The sequence below is a fragment of the Shewanella salipaludis genome, assembly GCF_012911865.1.
Lineage (GTDB): Bacteria > Pseudomonadota > Gammaproteobacteria > Enterobacterales > Shewanellaceae > Shewanella > Shewanella salipaludis.
Genome location: NZ_JAAXYH010000010.1, coordinates 66,391 through 85,298, shown reverse-complemented (window position 1 = coordinate 85,298; position 18,908 = coordinate 66,391). Strand labels below are relative to the sequence as shown.

17 protein-coding genes are annotated in these 18,908 nt (G+C 59.2%); 11 read left to right on the top strand and 6 right to left on the bottom strand.

Annotation, left to right across the window (positions count from 1 at the left end; genetic code table 11):
- The first annotated feature begins 145 nt into the window (after positions 1-145).
- Complete coding sequence (locus tag HC757_RS13725; protein ID WP_169564940.1) at positions 146-1,399, top strand: mechanosensitive ion channel family protein; 1,254 nt, start codon at positions 146-148, stop codon at positions 1,397-1,399.
- 27 nt (positions 1,400-1,426) lie between these two features.
- Here HC757_RS13725 and HC757_RS13720 read toward each other — a convergent pair whose 3' ends face one another.
- Entirely contained in the window at positions 1,427-1,978 is a 552-nt protein-coding gene (locus tag HC757_RS13720; protein WP_169564939.1) for a lysophospholipid acyltransferase family protein, read from the bottom strand.
- Between the two features lie 111 nt (positions 1,979-2,089).
- Here HC757_RS13720 and HC757_RS13715 point away from each other — a divergent pair, with 111 nt between their 5' ends.
- Positions 2,090-2,512 carry a YybH family protein gene (locus HC757_RS13715; protein WP_169564938.1) on the top strand — a complete coding sequence of 141 codons (423 nt, stop codon included), beginning with the start codon at positions 2,090-2,092 and terminating at the stop codon, positions 2,510-2,512.
- A 19-nt stretch (positions 2,513-2,531) separates the two neighbouring features.
- Here HC757_RS13715 and HC757_RS13710 read toward each other — a convergent pair whose 3' ends face one another.
- Together HC757_RS13710 and HC757_RS13705 are read right to left on the bottom strand one after the other, a co-directional pair.
- Positions 2,532-3,293: an NRDE family protein gene (locus HC757_RS13710; RefSeq protein ID WP_169564937.1), complete on the bottom strand. Its 762-nt coding sequence runs from the start codon at positions 3,291-3,293 to the stop codon at positions 2,532-2,534.
- Positions 3,294-3,369: 76 nt separating this feature from the next.
- Entirely contained in the window at positions 3,370-5,019 is a 1,650-nt protein-coding gene (locus HC757_RS13705) for a ZIP family metal transporter (RefSeq protein WP_169565005.1), read from the bottom strand.
- Positions 5,020-5,255: 236 nt separating this feature from the next.
- Between HC757_RS13705 and HC757_RS13700 the strand changes: the two genes are divergently transcribed.
- The 4 genes from HC757_RS13700 (at position 5,256) to HC757_RS13685 (ending at position 11,390) form a co-directional block, all read left to right on the top strand.
- Positions 5,256-5,852, top strand: a complete 597-nt coding sequence (locus tag HC757_RS13700; protein ID WP_169564936.1) for a YhgN family NAAT transporter — start codon at positions 5,256-5,258, stop codon at positions 5,850-5,852.
- A 66-nt stretch (positions 5,853-5,918) separates the two neighbouring features.
- Complete coding sequence (locus tag HC757_RS13695; protein ID WP_169564935.1) at positions 5,919-8,111, top strand: MGH1-like glycoside hydrolase domain-containing protein; 2,193 nt, start codon at positions 5,919-5,921, stop codon at positions 8,109-8,111.
- 130 nt (positions 8,112-8,241) lie between these two features.
- On the top strand, positions 8,242-8,574 hold the full coding sequence (locus HC757_RS13690) for a hypothetical protein (protein ID WP_169564934.1): 333 nt from the start codon (positions 8,242-8,244) through the stop codon (positions 8,572-8,574).
- Positions 8,575-8,579: 5 nt separating this feature from the next.
- Positions 8,580-11,390, top strand: a complete 2,811-nt coding sequence (locus HC757_RS13685; RefSeq protein WP_169564933.1) for an immune inhibitor A domain-containing protein — start codon at positions 8,580-8,582, stop codon at positions 11,388-11,390.
- A gap of 61 nt (positions 11,391-11,451) precedes the next feature.
- Here the strand turns inward: HC757_RS13685 and HC757_RS13680 are convergent, their stop codons facing one another.
- Positions 11,452-12,015 carry a chorismate--pyruvate lyase family protein gene (locus HC757_RS13680; RefSeq protein WP_169564932.1) on the bottom strand — a complete coding sequence of 188 codons (564 nt, stop codon included), beginning with the start codon at positions 12,013-12,015 and terminating at the stop codon, positions 11,452-11,454.
- 138 nt (positions 12,016-12,153) lie between these two features.
- Here HC757_RS13680 and HC757_RS13675 point away from each other — a divergent pair, with 138 nt between their 5' ends.
- Together HC757_RS13675 and rlmF are read left to right on the top strand one after the other, a co-directional pair.
- Positions 12,154-12,555, top strand: coding sequence for a flagellar basal body-associated protein FliL (locus HC757_RS13675; protein ID WP_169565004.1), 402 nt, complete (start codon positions 12,154-12,156; stop codon positions 12,553-12,555).
- A gap of 49 nt (positions 12,556-12,604) precedes the next feature.
- Positions 12,605-13,717 carry a 23S rRNA (adenine(1618)-N(6))-methyltransferase RlmF gene (gene rlmF / locus HC757_RS13670; protein WP_169564931.1) on the top strand — a complete coding sequence of 371 codons (1,113 nt, stop codon included), beginning with the start codon at positions 12,605-12,607 and terminating at the stop codon, positions 13,715-13,717.
- Positions 13,718-13,808: 91 nt separating this feature from the next.
- On the opposite strand, the gene HC757_RS13665 is transcribed toward rlmF, so the two are convergent.
- On the bottom strand, positions 13,809-14,015 hold the full coding sequence (locus tag HC757_RS13665; RefSeq protein WP_169564930.1) for a hypothetical protein: 207 nt from the start codon (positions 14,013-14,015) through the stop codon (positions 13,809-13,811).
- A 321-nt stretch (positions 14,016-14,336) separates the two neighbouring features.
- Between HC757_RS13665 and HC757_RS13660 the strand changes: the two genes are divergently transcribed.
- The 3 genes from HC757_RS13660 (at position 14,337) to HC757_RS13650 (ending at position 16,773) form a co-directional block, all read left to right on the top strand.
- A complete protein-coding gene (locus HC757_RS13660) occupies positions 14,337-14,879 on the top strand; it encodes a GNAT family N-acetyltransferase (RefSeq protein ID WP_169564929.1) in 543 nt (180 codons plus the stop codon).
- Positions 14,880-14,937: 58 nt separating this feature from the next.
- Positions 14,938-15,783 carry a PfkB family carbohydrate kinase gene (locus tag HC757_RS13655; RefSeq protein WP_169565003.1) on the top strand — a complete coding sequence of 282 codons (846 nt, stop codon included), beginning with the start codon at positions 14,938-14,940 and terminating at the stop codon, positions 15,781-15,783.
- 282 nt (positions 15,784-16,065) lie between these two features.
- Positions 16,066-16,773 carry an MOSC domain-containing protein gene (locus tag HC757_RS13650; RefSeq protein WP_169564928.1) on the top strand — a complete coding sequence of 236 codons (708 nt, stop codon included), beginning with the start codon at positions 16,066-16,068 and terminating at the stop codon, positions 16,771-16,773.
- A gap of 24 nt (positions 16,774-16,797) precedes the next feature.
- On the opposite strand, the gene HC757_RS13645 is transcribed toward HC757_RS13650, so the two are convergent.
- On the bottom strand, positions 16,798-18,714 hold the full coding sequence (locus HC757_RS13645; RefSeq protein ID WP_169564927.1) for a methyl-accepting chemotaxis protein: 1,917 nt from the start codon (positions 18,712-18,714) through the stop codon (positions 16,798-16,800).
- Positions 18,715-18,908: the final 194 nt, after the last annotated feature.

Genomic DNA, 18,908 nt, shown 5'->3' with positions numbered 1-18,908 from the left:
TGCGCCATATCGCTTTGTTCCCTGGGTGGGTGTAATATTGAAACTCTTTTTAAAATAACCACATGTGAAATATTTGTTGCCAGTGTCAGCCGGGTTGCCGGCGCCTGGCCGTCGATTGGACCCTTGATGGGGCGCGGGAGCTATTTTGGATACAGATTTAAGACTGGAGATTTCCGCCTGGCTGGCGGGGGTTGGCATAGATAGCCAACCTGCGGATGGGGTGTCGACCTCTGTGATGATCCTGGTCTGCCTCCTGTTGGCCGGGTTGTCCTACTTCATAGTGCGCCGCGGCGTGGTGCGGGCGATGAATCTGGTGATCCAGCGCTCCAGGGTCAATTGGGACGATATCTTCATGCGCTATCGGGTGCTGGAGAAGTTCGCCATGCTGGTGCCTGTGCTGGTGCTGGAGCTGCTCCTGCCCATAGCCCTGACCCAGCATAAGCTGGCCAGCCTGTTGGCGGATCGCCTGCTCAGCATCTGGATGGTGGTGCTCCTGGTGCGCGGTTGCTATGCGGCCCTGGATGCGGCCAACGAGGTGGCCGACGTCAACCTGGTCAGCCGCCGTCTGCCGGTGAAGAGTTTCGTGCAGCTGATTAAGCTGTTTTTGTTCTTCATCGGCATCATCATCGCCATCTCAGTGCTGGCGGAGCAGTCGCCGCTGATCTTCCTCAGCGGCCTGGGCGTTGCCACCGGTCTGGTGATGCTGGTGTTTCGCGACACCATTCTGGGCTTTGTCGCCGGCATTCAACTGGCGGCCAACCGCATGGTCAGCCGTGGCGATTGGATCCAGATGGATAAATACGGTGCCGACGGTTCGGTGGAAGAAGTGTCCCTGACCACAGTCAAGGTGCGCAACTGGGATCAGACAATCACCATGATCCCCGCCTATGCCTTGGTGTCGGATGCCTTTCGTAACTGGCGCGGCATGTCCGAATCCGGTGGCCGACGCATCAAGCGCTCGCTCAACATAGACGTCAACAGCATAGCCTTCCTGGGCGAGGCGGAGCGGCTCAAGCTGGCGAAGATCAATTGCCTCAAAGACTATCTGCAGCGCAAGACCCAGGAGATAGAGGAGTCGAATCGCGCCGTGTCGGACTTCGACATGCCGGTGAATGGCCGGCGCCTGACCAATATAGGTACCTTCAGGGCTTACCTGCTGGAGTTCCTGCGCCAGCACCCCAAGGTGCATAAGGAGATGACCCTGATGGTGCGTCAATTGGCGCCGACCACTGAGGGCCTGCCGCTCGAAATCTATATCTTCACCAATGATACCCGCTGGGCGAATTATGAAGACATACAGGCGGACATCTTCGATCATATCTTCGCCATCCTGCCGATATTCGGCCTGCGGCCATTCCAGGTGCCGACCGGCATGGACATGCAGGCCCTCAGGGGATGAGGCTGGATTCCTATCGGGCCCGGGCTATCAGGGAATGAAGTCGGGGATCACCTTGGGGTGGCGTCCGGACACTGAGCGATAGAAGCCGAGGATCTGTTCCATGTCCTTGGCCATGTCGCCGGAGGGCAACAGGGGCTCGCTGAGGATCACCGCCTTATGTTTGAAATCCAGTCCCACAGGCACTATGGCGACATTGGCCTTGACGGCGATATGGTAGAAACCCGTCTTCCAGCGTTTCACCTGGCTGCGGGTGCCTTCGGGCGCCAATGCCAGCTTATAGTCCGGCTGATCGGCGAACAGCTCGATCGCCGCATCGACCAGATTATTATTCCTGCGTCTGTCGACCGGGCTGCCGCCTATGGCGCGAAAGAACCAGCCCCAGGGGGGGATGAAGAGTTGGTGCTTGCCGAGGAAATGGATCCGGGTTCCCAGGGCGCCGCGGGCCATGACGCCGACGATGAAATCCCAGTTGCTGGTGTGGGGCCCAACTATGAGCAGGTACTGACGCTGGTCGGGCAACTGGCCCTGAATGCGCCAGCCCGTGACTCGCATCAGCCATTGGCAAAATTTTTCAAACATAGTTAACGACTCGCTTGTTGCTCTTCATGATGGCACTCGCCCCGCTGGTACCCGGGCGCCTGGCGCTGTGGTTGGCTATAGTACTTAGTATTACCGAGTTGGAGAAATTTTATGATTAAAAAGGGGCTTAGCCTGTTATTGCTGCTGTTGGCGTTCGATGTTGCCGCCGGGCCCGACGACGAGATAGCCGGCTTGCTGACCAGCCAGCAGGCGGCCTGGAATCGCGGCGATCTGGATGCCTATATGCAAGGCTACTGGCATGACCCCAAGCTGAGGTTCGTCTCCAAGGGGCAGTTTCGCTATGGCTGGGAAGAGATGCTGGCGCGCTATAAGGCGCATTACCCCGACAGGACAACCCAGGGTGAGCTGAAGTTCAGCCAGTTGGACATCAGGCTGCTCGGCAAGGATGTCGCCCTGGTCGTTGGCCGTTGGGAGCTGGCCCGCATCAAGGATAAGCCCAGCGGCGCCTTTACCCTCTTGATAGAGAAGCTGGATGATCGCTGGGTGATCACCCATGATCACAGCTCGGACTGACCCAGCCGCCTCATCTAAGTCATGGCTGCGGCGCGAGCTGGAAATGCTCCCGCCCCAGCTTGCGGCCCTTGCCATCGTATCTCACCTCGGTGAAGTCCATTCTCCCCTGAACATCCTGCAACACCAGGCTGGTGGAGCGGGTGCCATAGTCCGGATGCTTGATATAGATGGCCGACAGGCGCCGCTCCCATTCCAGATCTATGCCCGTGCTGGGCAGCTCCTCATCCCGCGCCCGGGTCTCATCCTGCATCAGCGCCAGCATGGTATCCAGATTGAGCTCATCCCGGCTGCTTATGAGGCGCTCCAGCGCCTGCTGGCCCTTGGCCATCTTGGGCCAGATATCATCCAAGGCACCGTTGCTTATGGCATGAAATCCCGGGCTCAAGGCCTGCAGCTGCCCGCTCTGGCTGTTGAAACACTGCAATTGGCCATTACGGCCAAACACCAGGTTGAAGGGGTTATAGTCTTGGCTATGGGCCTGCAGCCATGCGTCTGTCATGAGGGAAGGCTGGGTCAGGGCCTGGGTGACCAGCTCGCCGCGGCTGCGCATGCCATCCTGCTGCGTCGGGGCGCGAATATTGGTCAGCGCCGCTATGTCGCCATCGCGATTGACCCCCAGCCAGGTGCCGCCTGCCTGCAGATCCCGACCCGCGAGCAGCCTGTGCTCCGGGGGCCAGAAGTGGGCCGGCGCCGTTGGCCTGTGATGGAATTCATCCCGATTGGCACAGAGGACGAGCGGATACCTGGGGTGCATCTTGAGGGCGATGAAGAGAATACACATGGTGGCAATGGCCCGGGCTAAGTTAGGAGTTTATGCCTTAACTTAGCCCGTCAGCGTCCAAATGAACAGCCGCAGATCAGTGCCTGTGGCTATCATGCCCGGAATGCTTGGCATCCGCCTCGCTGCTTGGCCCGGCTTGCGTTTGATGGCTATGACTATGGTTATGGCTATGGCTATGTGAGTGGGAGTGGGCATGGCCTCGCTTATGCTCATGGCCATGCGGGTGCGGGCCTGTGCCTATCCAAGTGAGGCGGCGCAGGAACTTGCGCGGCCCCAGGCGCAACAGGCTGGCGGCAAACAGGCTGGCCAGCAGCAGCAGGCTCGGCAGCTCCAGCAGCGCCGGCAGCCGAGGTGGTGCCTGCCATTGCAACGAGCTCAATGCCGGCAATGCCAGCAGCAATGCCAGCAGCAGGAATAGCCCAAGTTGCTGTGGCCATCTCAGCAGACGTAATTGGGTCAGACTGAGCAGCGGCGCCCCGAGCAGCGGCAGCAACACAGCGACCGGACTCCAGCCGCTGTAGGCCAGCGCCAGCGCCAGTACGGCGGCGCTCAGGTTGCAGAAGCGCATCGGCAGGAAGAGCAACAGCAGGAGCGCGAGCTGCAGCAGGGGCTGGGTCAAGGCCAGCGAGGGGTGACCTATCAGGTTGGCCAGCACCAGGCCGAGCAAGATCCAGGGGGCGCTGCGATCCACCAGGTGGGCGAAACCGAAGCGCCAGGCCGAGTCCGGCAGGTTGGTGTGGGGATCGGCCAGCTCGGCCTTGATCCAGCTCAGGTAAGTTCCTATGGCGAGGGCAGCCAGCGCCTGGTAGAGGGCAAACCAGGGTCCGAGCAACAGGGCGCTGATGACCAGCGCCTCCGGACCCAGCAGGCGTTGCAGCCAGCGGCGTCTCAGGCTGGCATCCCTGGGAGTCAGGCCCAAGTGAAATCGGATGGCGGCGGCGCCATAGCTGAGCAAGAGCACGGGCGCCAGTGTGAGTAGCCAGCTGCTCAGTTGCTCTGCGCCTTGGTCGTGATGGGCATGCTGATGACCACCCGTGTCCATCAACAGCAAGACGAGCAAGAGGCCTATGCCCAGCAGGCTGCCTATGCCCGCCTGATATTCATACTTGCCCAGGCGATCAGGCTCGTGTTGCCCGTGGGGCTGATGCAGCACCACATGCAGAATGGAGCCGGTAACGAAGGCTTGCAGATAGACGGTATTGTCCAGGCTCAGCTGCGACAGGAGTTGCTCGCCGGCGAAATAACCTATCCCCGTCAGCAGGATCATGGCAGTCAACACCAGGCTGGCCCAGCGGGTGCCTACCTGGGGTTTGAGCAGCCACCAGATCGCCAGACCTACGGGCAATCTATGGAGTATGACCCCAAGCGCCAGCAGGCTGGAGTTGCCCGCCTGTTGTGCCAGTACCATGGCGCCGCCATCGGTAATGGTATGCAGCAGCAGGCCACCGACGCCCAGCGACAGGGTCAGATTGTGGGTGATCTCCGAATAGCGGTGGAATAGACGTTCGCTGGCGGTGGGGCCCCAGAGGCCCAGTACCACGAAGATGATGGCGGCAAATCCACCGTGCTCCAGCAGCTCGGGGAGGATATGCAGCAGCACCAATCCGCCCAGGGAGACGAAGATAAAGCCATCCAATCCCTTCTGCAGCCCGCTACCCGAAGAGAAGTAACGGTAAAACAGGGGACCGAGTAAGAGTGCAATACAGCTGGCGACGAGATAGAGCATGGATTCCAGGGGCGAATGTCGAAAAAACGCCATAGTATACCAGCTGCAGCAGAAATGAGCAGTCTTGTCGCTTGAATTTAGTGAATAACTGCAACCCAATCCTGGTGCTCCCGAGGCCGGGTCCCTGTTGGGAAAGTCAGGGCCGGGTCAGGTTTTAAAGGCGTAAATATTCGCCTATGGGACGGTAAAAGGTTATACAATATGGCCTTATGTTGACTCATTCATAGATATTTACCATGGATATACTCTCTGCGGCAGTGATGTTGTTTCTGATCATGGACCCCTTGGGCAATTTGCCCATCTTTGCCTCCATCTTGCGTCATATAGATCCCAAGAAACGCCGCAAGGTGTTGATCCGCGAGCTGTTGTTTGCGCTGGTGATCATGTTGCTCTTCCTCTATGCGGGTGAGGCCATCCTCGACTTCCTCAACCTCAGGTCCGAGTCGGTCAGCATAGCCGGCGGCATCATATTGTTCCTGATCGCCATCAAGATGATCTTCCCCCAGCCGGGCGGTGTGGTCGGCTTGGCGGCGGGCGAGGAGCCCTTCATAGTGCCCATGGCCATTCCCCTGATGGCGGGGCCGTCGATCCTGGCGGCACTGATACTGCTGGCCCACACAGACAGCGGCCGGATGACGGACTGGACCATAGCCCTGGTATCTGCATGGGGCGCCAGTGCCTTTATCCTGATGTTCTACAAGGTGTTCACCCGGGTGCTGGGAGAGAAGGGCCTGACGGCGGTCGAGCGCCTGATGGGCATGGTGCTGGTGATGCTCTCGGTGCAGATGTTCCTCGATGGCGTGTCCAACTACCTCAATTCTCCGCTGCATTGAGCAGGTATTGCGTTCACAGGCCTTAGTCACCATAATGCGGATATTGTATCCAATTTAGGTTGCCCTGTGCTGACTTGTCTCCTCCTCTGTGCCGCTGGCTTGGCCGGCCCTGGGCCTGCCGATTTCGAGGATCTTCTGCCCTATGCCGGGACGCCCACCGCCATGGAGTCGAGGGATGCCAACGGCAACCTGCGGCCGGGTGCCGTCTATGTGGATGCCGGCGCCTGGCATGGTTTTCACCTGCCAGACAGCCCGGCCTATTATGGTGGCTTCACCGGCCCGCTGTTTATCGCCCAGGAATATAGCCTCTACCTGAGCGACGGCCTGCAGCGCCTGAGCCTGCAGGATGCCGACACAGGGCAGGCGCGTGAGTTGGCCTCCGCCACAGGCATTCATATCTATTCCAGGCCCGACGGCTTGTTTCAGCAGTTTGACTGGGGGGATCTCTCGCTGACGCTCGGCCTGAGCTACAGCGACCAGCGCAGCGCCATAGTGACGACCAAACTGCATAACCTGAGCCCTGGAGCCCAAAGCTGGCGCCTCAGCTGGCATGGACAGCCCTTCAACCAACACCCTGAACTGCCCCAATATAGCTTGATTGCCTCCCAGAGTCTGGAGGGCGACAGCATACGCTGGCGCTTCAATCCCATAAGGGATCCCTGGCGCATCTTGTTGAGTGATGCGGAATATGAACTGGGTTTCGACACCCATGTGACCCTGAGCCGCGAGGGCAAGTTTGGCTATAGGGCGAGCACAGAGGCGCTGCCACTCGAAGCCGGGGAGAGTGTCAGTCTGATGGCGACCCATAGGTATTTTCATACCGCCCAGGAGAGCCGGGACTATCTGGGCCGCGACTGGTCTCGCGTCGCGAAGGGATTGCAACAGAATCGCCAACGCTGGCGGCAGAGGCTGCAGGGCCTGTCAGGGTCCGAGCCTGTCGCCTATCGTGCCCTGGCGGTGAAGAGCATGCTGACCTTAGTCCATAACTGGCGCAGCCCGGCGGGCGCCATACACCATGATGCGGTCACCCCGTCCGTGACCTACAAGTGGTTCAATGGGGTGTGGGCCTGGGACAGTTGGAAACAGGTCGTGGCCCTGTCTCACTTCGATACGGCTTTGGCCAAGGGCAACCTGTTGGCCATGTTCGATTATCAGTTCGACGCCGACGATCCGGTGCGACCGCAGGATGCCGGCGGCTTGCCCGATGCCGTGTTTTATAACCAAGATGGCGAGCGGGGTGGCAGCGGGGGCAATTGGAATGAACGCAATGGTAAACCGCCACTCGCGGCCTGGGCCGTCTGGGAGCTCTATAGCCGGACACAGGATCTGGCGTTGCTGCGGCTCATGTACCCCAAGCTCAAGGCCTACCATGAATGGTGGTATCGCAATCGTGATCATGACCACAATGGCTTGGTCGAGTATGGGGCGAACCTGCATTCGGCCCATGTGAAGGAAGGCAGGTTGGATGTCGCCGCCGTGATCCAGGCCGCGGCCTGGGAGTCGGGCATGGACAACGCCCCCAGGTTCGATGCCGGCGCGGATCTGCGGGTGTGGGAGAACCGTGATGCCGCCGGTAAGCTGCTGGGTTATTCCCTGTCCCAGGAGTCGGTCGATCTGAACAGTTACCTCTATGCCGAGAAACAGTTTTTGGCCAGGATGGCGCAGCGGCTGACACTGGCCGTCGAGGCGGCCCACTGGCTCGCACAGGCACAGACCCTGGGGGGGCAGATACGCAGCCGCATGTTCGATGAGGCCAGCGGCTTCTTCTACGATCTCAGGCTGACGGATGGCGGCCCCCAATTGCTCACCTCGGCGGGCAAGGGAGTCGAAGGCTGGATCCCCCTATGGGCGGGCGTCGCATCGCCGGCGCAAGCCAGACGCATGATAGCCCAAGATCTGCATCCCCAAAGCTTCGCCACCCGGGTGCCATTCCCCAGCGTCGGCGCCGACGGCCCGAATTTCGCCCCGCGACAATACTGGCGTGGCCCAGTGTGGCTGGATCAGGCATGGTTTGCCCTGCAAGGGCTGGATAGATACGGTTACCGGCGGGAGGCCCGTAGCCTGGCGACGCAACTGGTTGAACAGGCGCAAGGGGCGCTGGGTGATGCCAGTATCAGAGAAAATTACGATCCTCTTACGGGCGAGGGGTTGCATGCCAGCAACTTCAGCTGGTCCGCCGCCGTGTTCTTGCTGATTTACGAGCGTTGGTTGAAGGAGCACGACGCGGCCGGCACCGGGTCACAGCCCAAGATCGATTGACATAGCCGACACCAAGCTTAATGCCGGCTGAATTCCCCGGCATTAGCTCGCCTATTTAGCCCAGGGGATATTGTGACCCCAGGCTTCTGCTGTTAATGTCATGGGTTTGAACTGTTAAGGGGACGTGATTGTGAAGCTATTCTACTCAAGCCTGTTTGCGCTGTCGGCCTGCCTGGCGCTCAGCCATTGCGGCTCCGCCGTGGAAGGGGCCCCGATAGCCGCCGACAAGCAAGTCACAGACGCGATAGTCACAGACACCATAGTCACAGACAAGGCCCCCATCCAGATAAAGCCTGGATCCTGTGGCGCCATGCCGCCGATAAGGGATACCAGCAAACTCAAACAGAACCTGATTAAGAAAGGCGTCATCACCGAGGACATGAGCGAGGCGGAGGCGGATGCCAAGGTCGCCGAGTACATACGCCAACGACAGAAAGCCTTCGAATCTTGCAAAAGGAAGTGAACACCATGGTGATTAAAGCTGCAACCTGCGCCGCCGGGTTGGGACTCTTGTTGGCCCTGAGTGGCCCGGCCGCGCTGGCGGCACCCATGCAGGGGACACCGGCAGACGCCGGGGTGGTCGATAGAGAGCAAGTGCTCTATTGGCTGATCAAGCGCGGTGAGCTGGCCGCCGATGCCAGCGCCGAGGAAAAACAGGTCGCGGTTGCCGCCTTCCTGGCGCGTTCGGCCAAGCCCCAGGCCAAGGGGAACAGGATCGAAGTCGCTTACGAGCAGCAGCGTTTCAAGCAAGCCGCCAAGCCCAAGGCGGCGCGGGCACAGGCCTCGAATGCGCTGGCCGATAGCGAGATACATAAGACGGTCAGGGTGCTGGGGGTGTTGGTCGATTTCCCGGATCTGCCCCACGATGACAATCGTCTCTCGGCCGCCGACACTCGTATGTATTACCCTGACTATCCGGCGGCCCATTACCAGGGGCTGTTGTTTTCCAGCACAGGCTTCAGCGGACCTTCTGGCGAGACCTTGCTTTCTGGCTATCAATATTACCAGGCCGCTTCCGGACAGACCTTTTCCTTCACGGGTGAGGTGAGAGACTGGGTGCGGGCGGATAATCCTGCCGCCTATTATGGTGGCAACGATCCTGCCAATGATGACAGCGACAAGGCGGCGCAGGAGCTGGTGCTGGAGGCGGTGACCAAGGTGGTCGCCGGCATGTCCGACAGCGAGATCGGCAGCTTCGATGTCGAAGACCCCTATGACCTAGACAATGACGGCAATCTGGATGAGCCGGATGGCGTCATAGACCATGTCATGGTGTTCCACTCGAGTGTCGGTGAAGAAGCCGGCGGTGGCGTGTTGGGTGACGATGCCATCTGGTCCCATAGATTTTTTGTCGGCAACGCCCCTGTCAGCATTCCCGGCAGGAACATCAAGCTGTTTGGTTACACCATACAGCCCATAGATGCGGCGACCGGGGTCTGTACCCATGAGTTCGGCCACGACTTGGGCCTGCCGGACGAGTATGACACCAGCTATGGCGGCAAAGGCTCACCCGTAGGTTCCTGGTCGCTGATGTCCGGCGGCAGCTGGACCGGGGCCATTCCTGGCTCTGAGCCCAGCGGCTTCAGTCCCTATGCCCGTTCTTACCTGCAGCAGAAATACAAGGGCAAGTGGGTGAATGAACAAGAGATCCCCTTGGCCAGCCTCAATGGGAGCAGCATGGATCTGACGCTGAACCAGGCGGTCGACAGCGATGGCGTCAACCAGCTTTCCATCCCCATTCCGGCGGGCAATATCCTCCTGGGTGCGCCCTATGAAGGTAGTTTCCAATACTACTCGGGCCAGGGCAATCTGCTCAACAATGCCATGTCGGTCGAGTTGGCCCTGCCGAGCCTGTCACCCCTGACGCTGACCCTGAAGGCCCGTTGGGACATAGAGGAAGATTACGACTATATGCAGCTGTTGGTGGATGGCGTCGCCCTCCCCGGCAATCACACCAAGGCGAGCAACATACGGAATGCGGCCCGCAATATCATCACGGGCGCCTCGGCGGATGTCGCAGGCGCCGAGGCACCCGGCGCCTGGGTCGAGCTGGAATACGATCTCAGTGCCTACGCAGGGCGCACCGTGACACTGGGCATCAAATACCAGACGGATGAAGCCAGCGGTGGCTATGGCATGGCCATAGACAAGCTGCTGATCAGCAACGGCGCCGACCCTGTCTATGGGGACGATGCCGAAACCGGGGATAGGATGACTCTGGTGGGATTCAGCCGTATCGGTGACAGCTTTCCCGGCAAGGCCCGCCGCTACCTGGTGCAGCTGCGCAGCTATCAGGGGATAGACAGTGGCCTGGAAGGCGAGAAGTACGAGCCAGGGGTGTTGATCTGGCTGGAAGACTTGAGCTATTCGGATAACACAGTATCTGAACATCCAGGCCATGGCTTGATCGGCGTAGTGGATGCGGATCAGCATCTGATAGGCACTGCGAGTACCGATGTGCAGGTGCGGGATGCGGCATTGAGCATGAATGATCAAAGCCCCTACAGCGGTGACACAAATCTCAGTGCCGTCAGCCTGTTCGATGACAGCCTGGATTACAGCGCGCCGACACAAGCCGAATCCGGAATGCAGTTGACCGAGTTGGGACTGACGATGCAAGTCATTGCCCAGGAAGTGGATAACAGCAGCGCCACCCTGAGGGTCGCCAGGCTCACCCCCGTGGGGGAGATAGAGCCTCTGGTGGCCAACATAGTGGTGCAGCAGCTGGCGGGCAAGGTGGACTTCAGCGTTCAGAGCAGCGGCGGTAATGGCGGCAACAGCTATCTATGGGACTTTGGCGTGCCGGGTGCCGACAGCACTCTGGCGAACCCGAGTTATACCTACAGCGACTCAGGCAGCTATCAGGTGACGCTGGTGGTGACGGATGCCAAGGGCCTGAAAGCCACCGCGGCTGTGACCCTGAATATCGCCATTCCGCCGAGCGCCGCCTTTACCCGGCAAGTCAGCGGTTTGAGTGTCAGCTTCAGCAATGCCTCCACCGCAGGGGTCGGGTCTTTGGTTTATCACTGGAATTTCGGTGACGGCCAGAGCAGTGAGCTGGCATCGCCCAGCCACAGCTATAGCGCCGGCGGCACTTACACAGTGACTCTGACCGTGACCGACAGCCAAAGCAATGTGAGCAGCGCCAGCACCCAGCTGAACCTGGTGGCGCCGGCCGCGCCTGCGGGTTCGGGCGGTGGCGGCAGCCTGGGGGCCTTGAGCCTGAGCCTGTTGGCCCTGCTGGGCTGGCAGCGCCGCCGGGGTATCGGCCGAGTCTGACTCGAGTCTGGAACAGTAAAAAACGCCCATTAGGGCGTTTTTTTGTGGCCTGGGCCGCGAGTCATAGCTTGGCGATGGCGGCTTCGGCGGCGGGCAGAAATATCTCACCTACTATGAGTTCATGCCCGCCGTAGGCAAAGTAGCGTCGCCGCCCCCAGAGTGGCTGCGGCTCGCCCTGGGTCATGGATTGGGCCAATAGCGCCAATTTGCTGCAGATGTCGACCCGGGCGAGCTGAATGCGTCCCGGGATGAAGGCATCGCTGCTGTAGAGGAGCTCGCCGAGGGGGCGATTACCCAGGCCCATGAAGTCATCTCCCTTCAGGGACATCAACTCGGCCGGGATCAGGGTGCGGGCGAAGACCCAGGGCACGTGGTCCAGGCTGAGGAGCACTTCACGCACCCAAACCTGGGGGTGTTGCGGAAATTCTTCGTCTACTGTGTTCAGCAGTCCTTCACCCAACACCCTGACATCGAAGCGGCCGCCACAGGCTTTGAGTCTTTTAGTCAGGCTGCCGGTATCCAGCAGCCAATCCCTGAGGGGCGATGGGGGGAGTTGACTCTGGCCATTCGGCGAGAACCAGCGGATAGATCCGCCGTAAGGAAAGCTTAAGCTGGTCACATTCATCAAATACTCGTTACAATACACCTAAACCCGGGCAGTCTAACATGCCAGTATCCGGGCAGGTAGATGAGTGGGGCCGGCAGCCTCGGCCGTAGACCAAGTTTCAGAACCAACCCAGAATAAAGGAGTCACACAGTGGCTATGATAAAATGGCTCGCTGCGGGCCTGCTCTTGCTCTCGAGTGGACTGTGCTCAGCCGCCGAAGAGGAAGCGGCATTGGCCGATTATGCCTATTACGGTTTCGAACCCGAGATAGTGACTAACTACATCTCCAACCGCAAGAAGCTGGGGTTTGTTAAGCTCAGTGTCGAGTTGATGGTCAAAGCTCCCGAAGACCTGATCGCCATAGAACATCATGATCCCCTGCTGCGGGCGGCGATTGTCGAGATCTTGGGTAACCAACCCGAGGCCAAGATCAAGTCGCTTACTGGGCGGGAAGAGATCCGCCGTGAATGCTATGACATGGTCAATCGCCTGATGGAGCAGGAAACCGGCCGCCCCCTGATAGTCAACCTCTTGTTTACTACCTATCTCTACGACTAATTTCAGCGGCGGTCGGCAGGGTATTGTCGACGGCCGCAAAGCAGAGCCGATGCATACTAAAGCCGCCAATTCCAAATCGAGAACCAGCACGCCAGACAGGGACAAGCGCAAGCGCACCGAGGCCAACAGGCCAGCCGAACCCAAGTCTGGGACCAAGACCCGCCCCAAGATAGCGTCACGGCCCAAGACCAATACTCAAACCAAGGCCAAGACCAAGGCCAACAAGGGACTGCATCCGCGCAATCTGCATAACCAGGGCTATGACTTTCCCGCCTTGATCCAGGCATCGGGGCCGTTGGCAGCCCATGTCAGGCCCACTCCCTATGGTGAGGCGTCGATAGACTTCGGCGATCCCGCAGCGGTGAAAGCCCTCAATGCCGCACTGCTCAAGCATAGCTATGGGATACTCGACTGGGATATTCCCGCCGGTTTCCTCTGTCCGCCTATCCCTGGCCGGGTCGATTACCTGCACCATGTCGCCGACTTGTTGGCCCAGGGGGGCAAACCGCCCAAGGGACAAAAAATTCGCGTGCTGGACATAGGCACGGGCGCCAATGGCGTCTACCCCCTGCTGGGGATTGCCAGTTACGGCTGGCAGTTTGTCGCCTCCGACATAGACGAGATCGCCCTGGCCAATGTCGCGCGTATAGCGACGGCCAACCCCAAGATACAGACGCGGCTGGAGTTGCGTCTGCAGCGGGAGAAGCAGGCCATCTTCGAGGGGATCATAGGCATGGATGAGCGTTTCGATCTCACCATCTGCAATCCGCCCTTCCATGCCTCACTGGCCGAGGCCAGTGCAGGCACCCAACGCAAGCTGGCGAATCTGCGCCACAATCGCGGTGAATCCCGGCCACAGGAGTCCAAGGCCGTGCTGAACTTCGGTGGCCGGCAGGCCGAGCTCTGGTGCGAGGGAGGAGAGCGGCGTTTCCTGCAACAGATGCTGCAGGAGAGTGCCGGCTTTGGCAGCCAATGCCTCTGGTTCAGCTCCCTGGTGTCCAAGGCCGATAATCTCAAGCCCTGTTACCGACTCTTGGCCAAGCTGGGGGCCAAGGAGGTTCAGACCTTGGAGATGCGCCAGGGCAATAAGATCACCCGGGTGCTGGCCTGGAGCTTCTTGAGCGAGCCGCAGCGGCAACTCTGGGGCAAGTTGCGCCGATAGCGCCGGCGGGGCGCGCTTCTGAGTGATGGGACGGGCTAACGGGACGGGTGTGGAAGATGAGGCGTGGAGCTGAGGAAAGCATGGCCGGGATTCAGCTATTTTCCAGGGGGGGTTCGTCCGAGAGTTTATTCTGCAACAAGGCTTCCAGCAGCTGCATCTCCTGTCTTATCAGGGTGACATAGGCGTCGCTGTAATCCAGGCTGTCGAATTCCTTCAGACAGGACTGGTATTGTTCGAGCTTCAGCCGCAGGCTGGCCGAACTCTGGGTGAGCAGGTCGATACTGGTTACTGAATCCATTCAAGCATCCTATGGGAAATATGAGACAGTCAGTTCCACTGGACCGCCGATAAAACGGGGTAAGTTTATCCTGAGTGCCAGCGTTAGCGCATAGATAAATATAGTACAGCCGTCGGAAAAACCACCGCACCGATATTTTTTGCGATGAAAAACAATGTATTGGTAATGCCTGGATTGAACTTTGGTCCGCGAATGGCATCAGATAAGGCACAAGGCCCACACCGGCTTGAGATATGGCTTACAGCCTGGAAAGCCAAAGGCTGACGCAGGCGGATATTCTTGGGTGCGGGTATCGAACAGACAACAGAGGAGACGGATGCCATGCATTACCCGACAATTTCGACCCCCAGGTTAAAGATCCGGGCCTTTACCCAAGCCGATCTGCCGGCCTTTGCCCGCTACCGTGCCCTGCCGGAGGTGGCTAGATTCCAGAGTTGGAGCCAATACAGTCTGGCCGATGCCCAGGCGCTGTTTGTTGCCATGAATAGCGTGCCTTTCGGTACTCTGGATGCTTGGTTTCAACTGGCACTGGCCGATACGGCGGACCAACTGATTGGCGATCTGGCGCTGCATTTTATCGACGAGCAGCAGCTGGAGATTGGTTTCACCTTGGCCCCTGAGTTTCAGGGACAAGGGCTGGCGACCGAGGCGCTCAACGCCCTGTTGGCATATCTGTTTGAAGAGTGCGGCAAACATAGGCTAATCGCCATCACGGATGCCGAGAATAAAGCCGCCTGGCAGCTGCTGGAACGGCTGCATTTTCGCCGCGAAGGGCATTTTGTCGAGAATATTTTCTTCAAGGGCCATTGGGGCAGCGAGTTTCAATATGCCTTGCTGGCGTCCGAGTGGCGAACTTTGACCTAGCCCTGGTGGCCTGCTTTCCCTTACCATGAGTCATTCTCAGTCCCAGGAGCGCCGTGACATGGCCAACATCATTCTGCTCGCCAATCTTAACTGTGATCGCATTCTGCTGCTGGATAAACCCCTGGAAAGTGGCGGCCGATTTCACTATCAGGATGGCGGCCAGCGCCTGGGGGGTGGCGGTGCCAACAGTGGTATCGGCCTGGTTTGGGCCGGTCATAGGGTCGCGCTGGTGAGTCAGGTCGGGCGGGATGCGCTGGGTGATTGGCTGCTGGCGGAGGCCGGCAACCAGGGGCTGGATTGTCGCCTGGTGCAGCGACATGGGGGCAACAGCAGTGAAATGCTCCTCCTGATGACACCCGACGGTGAGCGCACCATCGTCAGGCCCCAGCGTCCGAAATTTGTCTTGCCTGCCGCACCCGAGTGGACACTCTGGGATGCCCTCTATATTAATTCTTCGGCCGAGGGTGCGGCGGACTGGGCGCGCGACGCCCTGGAACACTGCCTGGTGTTGGCCCAATTGGCCAAGGATGACAGGCCCAGACCCTGCCATATCCTCCTGACCTCCGGCAGCGATATTCAGGGGCGCTGCGGCGCTTCCTTATGGGACTATGGCGTGGGCATCGCCGGGGACGAGCTGAAATATTTCATCGTCACGGATGGAGTTAACGGCGCCAGCCTCTACCAGGCGACGGGTGTCGAACGTCTGCCTGCGGTGTCGACCCTGGTGCTGGATACCACGGGTGCCGGAGACGCCTATGCCTCTGGCCTGCTCCATGGCCTCTGCAGTGGCATGGCCATACTCGAGTCCATGGCCGAGGCCGCGCACTGGGCCGCCTGCGCCGTCGCCAGCGTCAGTTCCGTGCCTGGTCCCGAGTTGCAGCATTATCTGCGCAAGCAGGGCTAAGCCAATCTCTAAGCGGTTCCCGTCAAATGTTCTCTAAATAGCCACAGGGTCATACAAGTGTCATATCTTAGGCGTAGACTGGCCCCAATAGCTGAGGTGCGCCTCTTAATTGTTATTATCCCTTTATTGCCTTGTTTAGTTTGCCCCGTTACCCCAACGGGGCATTTTTTTGCGTTTTTGTCGGCTCAGGCCGCCAGTTTTACCCAGGCAAAATGCCATAGGCGCAGGGGAAAATTTTGGCTATGATGGCGCCTGTCTCTTCTTTGTTTCGGGAACAGCTATATGGAAAATACCTTGTTAGTGAATCGCTTATCCGGCCTCTATCTGGGAGATAGCCTGGCGTTTCGATCCGAATTGGCCAGTGGCATAGACAACAAGCGGGCGGTGAGCCGGCTGCAGGTGCTGACAGATACTGTCGTTGGCGATGCCCAGGCGGACGCGAGGCATCATGGCGGCCCCGACAGGGTGTTGCATCATTTCCCCAGGGAACATTATGGCCAATACCGGCGTTGGGATCTGATCACAGATCTGCGGGATGCGCCTTCCATGGGAGAGAACATCAGCACAGTGGGGTTGAACGAGAGTCAGATCCACATAGGGGACATAGTGTCTATAGGTGAGGTCAGGCTGCAGGTGACTCAACCCAGATCCCCCTGTTACAAATTGAATCTGCAGTTCGGCCACAGGGAATTTGCCCTGGCCATGCAGCAGACCGCCATGTGCGGCTGGTTTTACCGGGTGCTGGAACCCGGTACCATAGGGAAGGGGGACGAGATACGCCTGCTCGAGCGCCTGAGTGAGATAAGTGTCGCCGAGGCGATGCGGCTCTACTTCCTGCCCGAGTTCGACGCCGGCGCCTACGAAAAGCTGGCGGCCTGCCCCGGCCTGGCACCCCATTGGGTCAATAGCCTGCAGAAACGTTTGGCAAATCAAGGGATAGAAAACTGGCAGATGCGCCTCTATGGCCCGGCGCTCGCTGAGCCGGCATGAGTCGCACCTGCTTGCCCGTGGCTATTACACCTTGAAACGGGCCACCAGCACGTCCAGCCTGTGCGCCAGCTGATTCAAGGATTGACTGGCCTGGGCCGCCGCCTGGGCCGTGTCTGCCGTGCGTTGGGTGATGTCGTTGATCTCTGTGACATTGCGGTTGATATCTTCCACCACTGTCGATTGCTCTTCGGTCGCCGCCGCCACCTGAATGTTCATGTCGCTGATGAGACCGATACGCTCGCTTATTCCCGACAGTGACTGGCTGGCCTCGTCGACGGCGCTGACCCCTTCATGGGAACGGCTGCGGCTCTGGGCCATGGCGCTGACGGCGCGTCCCGCTTCCGATTGCAGCTTGTCTATCATGCCCTGGACTTCGTTGGTCGATGCCGCGGTGCGCGAGGCCAGGTTGCGCACCTCATCCGCGACCACGGCGAAGCCACGACCCGCCTCACCGGCACGGGCGGCCTCGATGGCGGCATTGAGCGCCAGCAGGTTGGTCTGTTCCGAGATGGCACGGATCACATCCAGAATGCCGCCTATGGACTTGGTATGAGTCGCCAGGGACTCTATCACTTCGCCGACCTGTTCCACGTCCTGGGATAACCTGTTGATGGTATCCCGGGCGCGGGTCACCACCAGCTGGCCGCCGTCGGATTCGGTATCTGCATCCTTGGCGGCCACTGCGGCCTGGGCGGCATTGCTGGCGATTTCGTTGACTGTGGCCCCCATTTCATTGATGGCGGTGACCACCATGACGGTGCGGTCTTTCTGATCGTGGCTGTCTTCCAGCGTCTGTTGCGCCTGGTTGGACACGTCCTTGGCCGAGTTCCCCAGTTGTTCGCTGGTCTGGGCCACTTCTATGACTGTCTCCTGGATCTTGCTGATGAAGCTGTTGAAGCCCTGAGCCAGCTGAGCTATTTCATCCTCGCCATTGACCGGCAGCCGCTGGCGCAAGTCGCCTTCTCCTTCACCTATGTTGCGGAACATCTCGGCAACCCTGGCGATAGGACGGCTGACAGAGCCGGCAACCAGGGTGGCCAAGGCGATGAAGCCGATGGCGATGACCAGGGTCCAGATCAGTATCTGATAGGCGGACTCATTGAGCAGGGCGAAGACTTCGGCGGCCGGCACTTGGGCGACCAGATACCAGTCCATGGAGGGGATATAACTGCTGGCGACCAGCATATCTTCGCCATCGAGCCGGGTCTTGACCAGATTGAAGTCGCTCTTGTGCAGCAGTTGAGCCGCGTTGCTGCTCTTGTAGAGGCTGTTGAGGCTGGCCTTGCCAACCTGGCGCTTGTCCTGGTGCAGCTTGACCTGACCCTGGGCATCGACCAGGTAGACGAAACCGCTTTTCTCTATCTTGAATGAACCCAGCAGGCTGACCATATCGGCCATGGACTTGGCCAGGCCGACCAGGCCACGGCCATTGGGCTGCTGGTAGTTGATGAAGAGCTTGACCTCGCCGTTGGCTTCGGTGAAGACGTTGAGCATCCGCTCCTGGCCACTGTTGCGATAATCGAAAAACCAGCCATCCTGTGCCTGGGTCAAGAGCCGCAGGAAGCCGTCCTGGGTGTAGTAGGCCGCCGTCTGCTTATCTGCATAGGACGCCTGGGCCAACTTGTATTGGCTAACCAGATCACCCAGCTGGCTCGTGACCAGCGCCTCCTGCGCCTGTGGCCTGTTGTTTTCCAGCCAGGCGAGCAGCATGCGGTTGTTGGCCAGTTGCTCGGCGGCATTCATCAGCGGCGCGATTTCCAGCTCTATCTTGTGGCGGATCTGCATCAGCAGGCTGGGCATTTCCGAGTCCAGCATGCGTTGTTCGACCACAGATTTTGCGCTGCGCTGGCTGAGAACACCAACCAAGGCGGTAGACAGTAAGACCGCCAGGGTCACTGTCAGCAGAATTTTTTGTTTAATGGTGAGGGTGTTCAAGTTCATAAATGTCAGCCAGTCCGGGTGAATACTCGGTTGAAAAAGTTAACCGCAGATCACTATATCGACAGTTTGCCGCTGAAACTTTAGGGCAAACTGCAGCTATGCAGTCGAGTCGATGAATTAACGCTGTAGAGTATAGGCAGGTATATGAATTTCAGGTTGAAATTTATACTTCTCATTTTGAGGCGGCGATTATG